Genomic DNA, 11,167 nt, shown 5'->3' with positions numbered 1-11,167 from the left:
CGCTGCCCCCCGAGGGGGTGCGATCCCCGCTTGGGGCGGCCTGGCGCCGGGATCGTGGCCCCCACGCTCTGCCGCTGCGCAGCAGGGGTTTCTTCAGTCTCTCGCGCCGCATGAGTGCGCGGGCGGCGGACGAACCGGCCTTCGTCCTGCATCGGTACGACTGGAGCGAGTCCAGCCTGGTGCTGGAGGTCTTCACCCGACGCCACGGGCGGATCGCGCTGGTGGCCAAGGGCGTGAAGCGGCCGACCTCGCAGTTCCGTCCGGTGTTGTTGCCGTTGCAGCCCTTGCACATCGGCTGGGGTGGTGATGCCGAGGTCCGGACGCTGAAGTCGGCCCATTGGGTGGGCGGGCACGTCATGCCCACCGGCGACGCGCTGCTGGCCGGCAGCTATCTCAACGAGTTGTTGCTGCGTCTGTTGGCGAGGGACGACCCGCATCCCGCCCTGTTTGACCAGTTCGCGCTGGCGGTGCGCCTGCTGGCCGAGCAGGGTGACACGACCCAGCATCTGGTCGTGCGGGCGGTTGAGTTGCTGCTGTTGCGCGCGGTGGGTTTCCTCCCGGACCTGGCGGTCGAAGGCGCGAGCCTGCAGCCGATCGACCCGGCCGGGCGCTACGTGCTGATTCCCGAGGCGGGCCTGCGAGCCGCGCCCGACGACGAACCGCACGCGCTGCCCGGCGCGCACTGGCAGGCCCTGCAAGCCGCTCTCGACGACCCGGCGCCGCTGGTGTCGGCGCTGCGGGCCATCGACCCGGTGGCGCAGGCCCTGCGCATCCCGTTGCGCCAGCTGCTGCACTACCATGGCGGCGTGCGGGTGTTCCGGACCCGCCAGCTGATGCTCGACGTGCAGGCGCTGCTGCGCCACCGTTCTTCACCTCCCCCCTCGCCATGACCGATTCCGCTCCGCGCACCGCGCTGTCGGTGAACCTCAACAAAGTGGCCCTGGTGCGCAACACCCGCCACCTTGGCATCCCCTCGGTCACGCGCGCGGCCACGCTGTGCCTGCAGGCCGGCGCCGCTGGCATCACCGTGCACCCCCGGCCCGACCAGCGCCACATCCGCACCCACGATGTCCACGACCTCGCCGCGCTGCTGCGCGACTGGCCGGACCGCGAATACAACATCGAGGGCAACCCCTTCCATAACCTCATGGACTTCGTGCGCGCGCTGCGGCCGCACCAGGCCACCTTCGTGCCCGACGCCGAAGGCCAGTTCACCAGCGACCACGGCTGGCGCTTCCCCGACGACGCCGCGCGCCTGCGCCCGTTGATTGACGAGTGCCGGGCGCTGGGCGTGCGCGTGAGCCTGTTCATGGACGCCGAGGCCAGCGCCATGGCCGCGGCCCGGGCGGTGGGGGCCGATCGCGTGGAGCTCTACACCGAGCCCTACGCCGCCGCCTGGAGCGATCCGGCGGCCCGCGCCGCGCAGCTGGCGCGGTTTGCCGCCGCGGCCCAGGCCGCGCTGGATGCGGGGCTGGCCGTCAACGCCGGCCACGACCTCAACCGCGACAACCTCACCGCCTTCGTGCGCGGCGTGCCGCGGGTGAGCGAGGTGTCCATCGGCCACGCGCTCATCGCCGACGCCCTGGAAGTCGGCTACGCCGAGACCGTCCGCGCCTACCGCGCCTGCATCGACCGCGCTTTCATCGACGCCGGGTTCGATGGCACGGACGACCCGACATGAGCATCCACGGCATCGGCACCGACGTCTGTGACGTCCGGCGCATCGCCGCGGTGCTGCAGCGGCAGGGCGACCGCTTCGCCCACAAGGTGCTGGGCGAGGCCGAGCTGGCGGTCTGGCGGCAGCGCTCGGCGCGCTGGCCGGAGCGGGGTGTGCGTTTCCTGGCCACGCGCTTTTCAGCCAAGGAATCCTTTTCCAAGGCGATCGGCCTGGGCATGCGCTTGCCCATGACCTGGCGCCACTGCGAAATCCTCAACCACCCCAGCGGCGCGCCCCGCCTGGTGTTGCACGGCGCCTTGCGCGACTGGTTCGACGCCCAGGGCCTGCGCGCCCACGTCACCGTGACCGACGAGTCCGACTACGCCGCGAGCTTCGTGGTCGTCGAACGCGCCCTGCCAGATCTGCCATGAACCACCCCGCGCCCTTGCTCATCGACGTCGCCGGCCTGACGCTCAGCCCCGCCGACCGCGCCCGTCTCGCCCACCCGCTGGTCGGTGGCGTGATCCTGTTTGGCCGCAACTGGCGCGACCGCGCGCAGCTCACCCGCCTGTGCCGGCAGATCAAGGCGGTGCGGTCCGATCTGCTGATCGCGGTGGACCACGAGGGCGGTCGCGTCCAGCGGTTTCGCACCGACGGCTTCACCCACCTGCCGCCGATGGCGGCGCTGGGCGAGCGCTGGGGGCCGTCGCCCGAGGCAGCCCTGGCCGCCACGCGCGCCGCCACCGCCGCGGGCTATGTGCTCGGCGCCGAGCTGCGCGCCTGTGGCGTGGATCTCAGCTTCACGCCGGTGCTCGACCTCAACCACGGCCACAGCAGCGTCATCGGCGACCGTGCCTTCGGCCGCGATCCCCGCGTGGTCACCGTCCTGGCGCAGTCCCTCCTGCTCGGCCTGCGCACCGCAGGCATGGCCCACTGCGCCAAACACTTCCCCGGCCACGGCTTCGCCCAGGCCGATTCGCACCACGCCATGGCGGTGGACCGCCGCCCGCTGCGCACGCTGCTCGCCGACGACGCAGCCCCCTACGGCTGGCTGGCGCCGGGGCTGGCGGCGGTGATGCCCGCCCACGTGATCTACCCCCGCGTCGACAGCCGGCCGGCCGGTTTTTCCGCGCGCTGGCTGCGCGACATCCTGCGCGGCCAGCTCGGTTTCACCGGCGCCATCGTCAGCGACGACCTCGGCATGGCGGCCGCGCGCCAGATCGATGGCCGCGAGGTGCCGTTTGGTGACGCGGCTCTCGCGGCCCTGGGTGCTGGCGCTGACCTGGTGTTGTTGTGCAACCAGTCGGTGGTCGATGGGGGCGCACCGATTGACGATGCGATTGAAGCGCTGGCGCGGGCCGTGGTGCAGGGCGATTGGGTGCCCGATCCCGAGAGTGACGCGCGCCGCCGTGGCTTGTTGGGCACCGCCGGCGCCCCGGCCTGGGACGACCTGATGCGCAGCGAGCGCTACCAGCAGGCCCTCGCCTGGCTGGCGGCTTGAATCACGGTCTGGAGACGGCCTGAAGACGGCCTGAAGAAGCCGGGGGGCGCCGGGAGGTGTCGCGCCGCCGAAGGCGGATCAGGCGGCGTCCGGGGCGTCCAGACCCAGCCGCTCCAGCAAGTCGGCCACCAGTTCCAGCCGCACCAGGGGATTGTCCAGCGCCATCAGACGCTGCTTGAGCTCCGCGGGCGCCGGCAGCAGTTCGGCCCAGCGGTTGGCCAGCCAGCCGGCGTCGTCCCAGTGGTAAGGCGGCTGCAGCGGCAAACCCGGCAGCGCTTCGGGCTGACGCTCTGTCAGGCTGGCCAGCAGGCGCTGCAAGCCGTCGCGCGCGCCCAGCAGGTGCGCGGGCACCGGCACCACCGGCTCCGCCGCGTCCAGCACCACGTCGGCCACCCACAAGCCGTGCGGCAACTGCTGCCGCCGGGTGATCTGGAAACGCTGCAAGCCACGGCAGCGGATCATGAACAAGCCGGGCTGCGGTTTCTCCAGCGATTCGATCTGCGCCAGCACGCCGGTGCCGTGAAACGCCTCGCGGGCGAATCCCGGCGCGTCGCCGGCCGCCGGACCCGGGCGTCGTACCTCGCTGCCTTCGCTCAGGCAGACCACACCAAACGGCGCCCCCGCCTTGTGACAGCGGCCGATCATGTCGAGGTAACGGACCTCAAAAATCCGCAACGGCAGCCAACCGCCTGGAAACAGGACGGTCTGCAGCGGAAAGAGGGGCAGCTGGGTCAGCGCGAGCGGCTCAGCCGGTGGCGCGGCGGCGGTCAATCGTCGACCACCGCGTCGGCACTTTGCCGCTGCAGCATGGCCAGCACGTGGGCCACGGTGTCACGCAGTTCGCGGCGGTCGCAGATGAAGTCGACCGCGCCCTTGGTCTGCAGGAACTCGGCGCGCTGGAAGCCTTCGGGCAGCTTCACGCGCACGGTGTTTTCAATGACCCGCGGGCCGGCGAAGCCGATCAGCGCCTTCGGTTCGGCAATGACGACGTCGCCCATGAATGCAAAACCCGCGCTGACGCCGCCCATCGTGGGGTCGGTCAGCACGCTGACGTAGGGCAGGCCCTTCTTGGCCAGACGGGTGAGCGCGGCGTTGGTCTTGGCCATCTGCATCAGCGACAGCAGGCCTTCCTGCATGCGGGCGCCGCCCGTGGCGGTGAAGCAGAGGAAGGGCACCTTTTGCGCGATGGCTTCCTCGACGCCGCGCACAAAGCGCTCGCCGACCACCGAACCCATGGAGCCGCCCATGAAATCGAACTCGAAGCAGGCCGCCACCAGGCTCACGCCCTTGACCGCACCGCCCATGACGATCAGCGCGTCGGTTTCCCCGGTGTTGTCCATCGCCTCCTTGAGGCGCTCGGGGTACTTGCGGCTGTCCTTGAACTTCAGCGCGTCGACCGGCAACACCTCTTGCGCGACCTCGTAGCGGCCCTCGGCGTCGAGGAAGGCGTTGAGGCGGGCGCGCGCGCCGATGCGGTGGTGGTGGGCGCAGTGGGGGCAGACGTTCTGGTTCTTTTCCAGATCCGTCTTGTAGAGCACCGCCTCGCAGCTCGGGCACTTGATCCACAGCCCTTCAGGCACGCTGCGGCGCTCGGTCGGGTCGGTCGGGGTGATCTTGGGCGGCAGCAGTTTTTCAAGCCAGGACATGCGCGATCTCCTTCAGCGGCGGGATTAGAACATGGCCGGCGGGGGCTGCCCGCCGGCGCGGCGCCGGACGGCGTTCAGGCGTCGAGCGCGGTGCGGATGCCGCGCAGGAAGTCGGCCGCGGTGGCCGGCGCCTGGGCGGGCGGCACGCCGTCGATCAGCTGGATCAGCCGGCTGCCGATGACCACCGCGTCGGCGCTGCGGCCGATGGCGCGGGCGGTCTCGGCGTCGCGGATGCCGAAGCCCACGCCCACCGGGATCTGCACGTGCTGGCGGATGCGCGGCAGCATGGCCTCGACCTGACCGACGTCGAGCGTGCCCGCGCCGGTCACGCCCTTGAGCGAGACGTAGTACACGTAGCCGCTGGCCACCCGCGCCACCTGCGCCATGCGCTCGTCGGTCGACGTGGGCGCGAGCAGGAAGATCAGGTCCATGTCCCGCGCGCGCAACGCGCGGGCGAAGTCCTCACACTCCTCCGGCGGGTAGTCCACCACCAGCACGCCGTCCACCCCGGCGGCGGCCGCATCGTTCACGAACGCGCCATCGCCGTGCTTCTGGTCGTAGCGCTCGATCGGATTGGCGTAGCCCATCAGCACCACCGGGGTGGTCGTGTTGGCGGCGCGGAAATCGCGCACCATGCCCAGCACCTGCACCAGCCCGACGCCGGCGGCCAGGGCGCGGTCACCCGCGGCCTGGATCACCGGCCCGTCGGCCGATGGGTCGGAGAACGGCACGCCCAGCTCGATCACGTCGGCGCCCGCGTCGGCCATGGCGTGGAGCAGTTCGACGGTGACGCCCGGCGCGGGAAAGCCGGCGGTGACGAACGGAATGAGCGCCTTGCGGCCCTGGGCCTTGAGCGTGGCCAGCGACGCGTCAATCCGGCTCATCGCACCACCTCCACCGGCGCCACGCCGCCTTTGACCGATTGCCCGCGGCAGCTCGGCCGGCAATAAAAATCCGCCTGCGCCAGGTCGGCCACGGTGCCGATGTCCTTGTCGCCGCGGCCGGACAGGTTGACCAGGATGGACTGCGTGGGCGCCATGGTCTTGGCCAGCTTCATCGCGTGGGCGATGGCATGGCTCGACTCCAGCGCCGGGATGATGCCCTCGGTGCGGCACAGGTAGTGGAACGCCGACAGCGCCTCCGTGTCGGTCACGCCGACGTATTCCGCGCGGCCGATGTCCTTCAGGAAGGCGTGTTCCGGCCCGACGCCGGGGTAGTCCAGGCCAGCGCTGACGCTGTGCGTTTCGGTCACCTGACCGTTGTCGTCCTGCAGCACGTAGGTGCGGTTGCCGTGCAGCACGCCCGGCGTGCCCATCTGCAGGGAGGCCGAGTGCTTGCCGCTGTCCAGGCCCTCGCCGGCGGCTTCTACGCCGATCAGCCGCGTGCCGGTGTGGTTGATGTAGGGGTAGAAGATGCCCATGGCGTTGCTCCCGCCGCCCACGCAGGCAACCACCGCATCGGGCTGCTCGCCCAGGCAATGGGCTTCACGCAGCATCTCGGGCATCTGCTTGAGGCATTCCTCGCCGATCACGCTCTGGAAGTCGCGCACCATCATCGGGTACGGGTGCGGGCCGGCCACGGTGCCGATGATGTAGAAGGTGTTGTCGACGTTGGCCACCCAGTCGCGCAGGGCCTCGTTGAGCGCGTCTTTCAGCGTCTTGCTGCCGCTTTCCACCGGCACCACCGTGGCGCCCAGCAGCTTCATGCGGTACACGTTGGGGCTCTGGCGCTTGACGTCCTCGCTGCCCATGTACACCACGCACTCGAGGCCATAGCGCGCGCAGATCGTGGCGGTGGCCACGCCGTGCTGGCCCGCGCCGGTCTCGGCAATGATGCGCGGCTTGCCCATCCGCTTGGCCAGCATGGCCTGGCCGATGGTGTTGTTGACCTTGTGGGCGCCGGTGTGGTTGAGGTCTTCGCGCTTGAGGAAGATCTGAGCACCGCCCTGCTCGCGGCTCATGCGCGCGGCGTGGTACACGGGGCTGGGCCGGCCGACAAAGTGGGCCAGTTCGCGCTTGAACTCGGCCAGAAAGTCGGGGTCGTGCTGGTAGCGCGCGTAGGCGGCCTTGAGTTCGTTGATGGCGTGGGTGAGCGTTTCGCTCACGAAGCTGCCGCCGTAGATGCCGAAACGGCCACGGGCGTCGGGTTGCTGATAGGGCGTCTGCATGGGGAAATCCTGTCGGAGAGCGACGGTCCCGCGGCAGGCGCGGGGGTCCGTCAGGACGGGGGAATGGCGGTTGACGCGTCGGCGGCACGCACGGCGGCCGCAAAGGCCTGCATTTTCTCGGCGCTCTTGATGCCTTTGGACACCTCGATGCCCGAACTCACGTCAACGGCCCAGGGCCGCACGAGCCGGATGCCATCGGTCACGTTTGCAGGCGTGAGTCCACCAGACAAAACGAGGCGAGAGCTGGCGTTTAGTCGCGGGTGTGACCACGGGAATGCTGTCCAGTCGAAGGATTGACCGCCACCGCCGAAACCCTCGACGTGAGCGTCGAGCAGGATGCCTTGGGCGGCGGCAAACAGGTTCGCGAATTGTAGGAGATCGAAGCCATGCCCGGCCGGCCCGGTCGGGATCCGCGCGGCGCGCAGGAATGGCCGGCCCGCGGCGGCACAAGCTGCCGGGGTCTCATCGCCGTGGAACTGAAGCAGCGCGTTCGGCACGGCCCGCAGGCCCGCTTCCACCTCGGCTTCGCTGGCATTGACGAACAGCAGCACCGGCGTGACGAACGCCGGCAGGCGGCGCGCCAGCGCGCCCGCCCGCTCGGGCGACACCGCGCGGGCGCTGGGCGGGTACAACACAAAGCCCACCGCGTCGGCGCCTGCCAACACCGCCGCGTCCACGTCGGCTTCGCGGGTGAACCCGCAGAACTTGATGCGCGTGCGCCCGGGCGCCGGGTGGGTCGGGGGTGGGGCGGAGGGGGTCTTCATGGCAGCCAGTCGAACGCGGGCGTGCGCGCCGGCAAACCCCAGGCGGCATCGTAGACCGGCCCCAGAAAGTACAGGCCATCGGGGGAAAAGGTGGGTGCGGCCGCGTCGCGCGAACGCGCCGCCAGGACCTCGGCCATCCAGTCGGCCGGTCGGTTGCCAGTGCCCACGGCGATCAGGCAGCCCATGATGTTGCGGATCATGTGGTGCAGGAACGCGTTCGCCTCAAACTCAAAACGCCAGTAGGCGCCGCGCCGCGCGATTTCCAGCCGCCGCAGCGTCTTGACGGGTGTATGCGCCTGGCATTGGGCGGCGCGAAACGAGCTGAAGTCGTGTTCGCCAAGCAGGTGTGTGGCCGCCGCCTGCATGGCGGTCTGCGACAGGGGGCGAAAAACCCACCCGACACGCCCGGCGTCCACGCTGGGCCGCACCGGCGACTCCAGCAGCACGTAGGCATAACGCCGCGCCAGCGCGCTGGCGCGCGCATGAAACGCGTCGGGCACCGGTTGGGCCCACTGGACGGCGATGTCAGGGGGCAGAAAGCGGTTGGTGCCGCGCACCCAGGCATTGTCCGGACGCTGCAAAGGGGTGTCGAAATGCACCACCTGCATCAGCCCGTGCACGCCGGCGTCGGTCCGGCCCGCGCACAGGGTGCTCACCGCGGGCAGGTCGCTGAAGGCCGACAGCGCGCGCTCCAGGTGGTCCTGCACCGTGTTGCCGGAGGGCTGACTCTGCCAGCCGTCGTAAGCGGTGCCCGAAAAGCTCACGCCCAGCGCGATCCGCTGACGCGGCGTGGCACTGGGCGTGAAGTCGGGGGTGGGCGTGTCGGGGGGCAAGCGCGGGGCGTCAGGCCAGATCGGCAAGGAAGGCCGACGCTTTGGACTTGAGCGCGCCGTTCGCCTCGGCCATCACCTCTTCGGCCAGCGACCGGGCGCCCTCAAGATCACCGATCGCTCGGAACTCTTCGGCCAGGGACAGCTTGGTTTCCAGCGGGTTTTCCTCGGTCAGCTCACCCGCGCCGGGCATGGCGGTGTCGGCGCCGGCGGCGGGCGCGTCGAGGTCGAGGTTGAGCCCGTTGAGGTCGAAGTTCAGCGGGGCCGCTGCGGCGGCGGTGGCCGGTGCGGGCGCCGGCACATCCAGGTCCAGGTCCGGCAGCGTTGGCACCGGGTCGTTGGCCGGCGCCGGCGCAGACGCCAGCTTCGCCGGCTCGGAGGGAAAGTCGAGGTCGAACTCGAGTCCCAGGTCGGCCGACGGCGCTTCGCTGGCGGGAATCAGCGACTCCGGTGCACCTGGGGTCGTGAGTGACTCGGTGGCGCTGAGGTCGTCCATGGCCGAGGCCGGCGTCTCACCGCGGGGGGCGGTCGGGGCGTCGTCGACCGGCAGGTCGAGGTCCAGGTCCAGGGCGCCCAGGTCGAGCGCCGGCGCGGGGGCCGCGGTGCTGTCGATCAGGCTCGCGTCAAAAGGCATGGTGTTGGCGCCGCCCATGGCCGCGCCGGCCGCCGCCACCGCCGCCTTGCCCACCGGTTTGCCGCCGGGCTGGTACAGGGGGTTGTTGGCGTCGAGCTCGCGGCCCAGCTCGCAGGCACGCTCCCAGTCGGGGCCCTCGCCCTGGGTCAGTCCGTAGGCTTCGGAGGCGACCACCTCGAACGCCCGCGCATCGCGGCGCTTGGCATAGATTTCGAGCAGCTTGACGTGGATCGCCACCCGGGTGGGCGACGTCCGCATGGCTTCCTTGAGGATTTCCTCGGCCTGAAGGTCGCGGCCGTAGGCCAGATACACATCGGCCTCGGCCACCGGATCCACGTCGCCGGCGGCGTCCAGTTGGCTTGGCGAATACACCATCGACGATCCGGACGCCGCAGCTTCCGCCGTGTCGATGCGCTGACCACCGCTGGATCCGAAGAACGAATCCGGTTGCAGTCGGCTCTCGAGGTAGGAGCTGTCGACGCTGGCGCTGGCCTTTCGCTGGCGCAGGCGGTACAGCCCCAGACCGGCCAAGAGCGCCAGCAAGCCCCCCACAGCCGGCAGCACCAGGGGGTTCTCCATCAGCTGGCTGACCAGCGAGGGTTCCTCCATTGGGACCGGGGCGGGCGCTGCCGGCGGCGCGGGCGGCTTCGGGGCCGCCACGGTGGGCGCGGGCGCCGGCGTTGGGGCTGGCGCCGGCGCGGCAGCAGCCGGTGCGGGTGCCGGGGACGCTTCGGCCGCCGGTGCGGCCGCGGCGGGTGGGGTGGCGGCCGGGGATGCCGGTGCGGGTGCGGGTGCGGGTGCGGGCGTTGGGGCCGCGGCAGCGGGCGCAGCGGCTGGCGCGGGCGCCGGTGCGGCGGCGGGCGCCGGCGCTGCCGCGGGCGGCGTCAGCTTGGACAGCTCGGTGATGTTGCGCTTGAGTTCGGCCTCGCGTTGGGCGGCTTCCGCGGCCGCGCGTTGCTTGGCGATCTGCTCTTCCGACGCGCCGCCCGGGGCCACGCTTCCCTTGGACAGGGTCAGCTTGTCGGCGGCCGGCGCCGCGGGTTTGGTTTCCTTGACCTCGGTCTGCACACGACCCGCGGCCTGCCGGTCGGCGGATTCAACCGCCGCCTGCGGGGCGGCGCCCGCGAGCCGGCGACGGAACTCATTGAAATCGCGGCTTTGTGCCGCGATCGTCTGACGCGCTTCCGAGGGCGAGGTCTCACCGGCTTGGGCGGCGTCGGGCAGGGCAATGACGGCCCCGGCCTTGATCCGGTTCACGTTGCCGCCGATGAAGGCATTGGGGTTGTTGCGCAGCATGGCGACCAACATCTGGTCGAGCGACACGCTGGGCGGGCGGTGGGCCTCGGCGATGGCGCCGGCGGTTTGGCCTGGGCGCACCGTCACGGATTTGGCGCCGGCGTCGGCGGGCGCTGCGGCAGGCGCCTGTGCCTTGATCGCCGGGGCCGGCGCGGTCGCGGCAGGGGCGGGCGCTGGCGCCGGAGCGGCGGGTGGGCGCACCGACGGCGCGACGGGTCGTGGTGCGGCGGCCACCGCGGGCGGCAGCGGTGCCGGGGCCGTCGAGCGCAGCGACGGCGGATCGAACAGCAGCGTGTAATCGCGCACGATGCGGCCGGTGGACCAGTTCGCCTCGATGATCAGGTCGACAAAGGGCTCATTGACCGATCGGTTCCCGATCAGGCGGAGGTAGCTGCGGCCGTCAGGCCGTTTTTGCAGGCTGATCTGCAGTCCGTTGAGGGCCGCGCTGGCGTCCACACCGGCCGCGCGGAAGGCCTCGGACGAGGCCAGGCCCACCCGCAGGCTGGCGGCTTCCTCGGCGCTGATGTCCGGCACGTCGATTTCGGCCCGCAAGGGTTCGCCCAGCGCGGACTGGACCGTGACTTTGCCGAGGGCCAGTGCGAGCGCATCGGGCGATTGCCCCAGACCCAGCGCCAGCACGGCCGCCGCGGCCACCGCGTGAAGCCGGGACAT

The 11,167-nt window shown here is 71.1% G+C and carries 11 protein-coding genes; 4 read left to right on the top strand and 7 right to left on the bottom strand.

Annotated elements, in window-relative coordinates:
* Positions 1-110: 110 nt before the first annotated feature.
* From recO to nagZ, 4 genes are read left to right on the top strand one after another with little or no spacing between them, the layout of a single operon-like run.
* Positions 111-890: a DNA repair protein RecO gene (recO, locus tag AC2D80_RS15355; RefSeq protein WP_484633915.1), complete on the top strand. Its 780-nt coding sequence runs from the start codon at positions 111-113 to the stop codon at positions 888-890.
* Positions 887-1,681, top strand: a complete 795-nt coding sequence (locus AC2D80_RS15350) for a pyridoxine 5'-phosphate synthase (RefSeq protein ID WP_484633910.1) — start codon at positions 887-889, stop codon at positions 1,679-1,681. Before recO ends, AC2D80_RS15350 begins: the two co-directional genes overlap by 4 nt.
* Positions 1,678-2,088: a holo-ACP synthase gene (gene acpS / locus AC2D80_RS15345; RefSeq protein WP_484633909.1), complete on the top strand. Its 411-nt coding sequence runs from the start codon at positions 1,678-1,680 to the stop codon at positions 2,086-2,088. The genes AC2D80_RS15350 and acpS overlap by 4 nt, the downstream gene beginning before the upstream one ends.
* Positions 2,085-3,158 carry a beta-N-acetylhexosaminidase gene (nagZ, locus tag AC2D80_RS15340; RefSeq protein ID WP_484633908.1) on the top strand — a complete coding sequence of 358 codons (1,074 nt, stop codon included), beginning with the start codon at positions 2,085-2,087 and terminating at the stop codon, positions 3,156-3,158. Before acpS ends, nagZ begins: the two co-directional genes overlap by 4 nt.
* Before the next feature lie 78 nt (positions 3,159-3,236).
* Here nagZ and AC2D80_RS15335 read toward each other — a convergent pair whose 3' ends face one another.
* The 7 genes from AC2D80_RS15335 to AC2D80_RS15305 all read right to left on the bottom strand — a co-directional run bounded on the left by AC2D80_RS15335 (position 3,237) and on the right by AC2D80_RS15305 (position 11,167).
* Positions 3,237-3,929, bottom strand: coding sequence for an LON peptidase substrate-binding domain-containing protein (locus tag AC2D80_RS15335; RefSeq protein ID WP_484633907.1), 693 nt, complete (start codon positions 3,927-3,929; stop codon positions 3,237-3,239).
* Positions 3,926-4,804 carry an acetyl-CoA carboxylase, carboxyltransferase subunit beta gene (gene accD, locus AC2D80_RS15330; RefSeq protein ID WP_484633906.1) on the bottom strand — a complete coding sequence of 293 codons (879 nt, stop codon included), beginning with the start codon at positions 4,802-4,804 and terminating at the stop codon, positions 3,926-3,928. Before accD ends, AC2D80_RS15335 begins: the two co-directional genes overlap by 4 nt.
* 74 nt (positions 4,805-4,878) lie before the next feature.
* On the bottom strand, positions 4,879-5,688 hold the full coding sequence (trpA, locus tag AC2D80_RS15325) for a tryptophan synthase subunit alpha (protein WP_484633905.1): 810 nt from the start codon (positions 5,686-5,688) through the stop codon (positions 4,879-4,881).
* On the bottom strand, positions 5,685-6,971 hold the full coding sequence (gene trpB, locus AC2D80_RS15320) for a tryptophan synthase subunit beta (RefSeq protein WP_484633904.1): 1,287 nt from the start codon (positions 6,969-6,971) through the stop codon (positions 5,685-5,687). Before trpB ends, trpA begins: the two co-directional genes overlap by 4 nt.
* 50 nt (positions 6,972-7,021) lie before the next feature.
* Entirely contained in the window at positions 7,022-7,735 is a 714-nt protein-coding gene (locus AC2D80_RS15315) for a phosphoribosylanthranilate isomerase (protein ID WP_484633903.1), read from the bottom strand.
* Positions 7,732-8,568 (bottom strand): tRNA pseudouridine(38-40) synthase TruA, encoded by an 837-nt coding sequence (gene truA / locus AC2D80_RS15310; protein WP_484633914.1) that lies wholly within the window; start codon positions 8,566-8,568, stop codon positions 7,732-7,734. The genes AC2D80_RS15315 and truA overlap by 4 nt, the downstream gene beginning before the upstream one ends.
* Positions 8,569-8,578: 10 nt before the next feature.
* Positions 8,579-11,167 (bottom strand): FimV/HubP family polar landmark protein, encoded by a 2,589-nt coding sequence (locus tag AC2D80_RS15305; protein WP_484633902.1) that lies wholly within the window; start codon positions 11,165-11,167, stop codon positions 8,579-8,581.

This window comes from Hydrogenophaga sp. T66 (genome assembly GCF_057219855.1).
The sequence above is the reverse complement of the archived record's forward strand: the minus strand, read 5'-3'. Positions and strand labels throughout refer to the sequence as shown.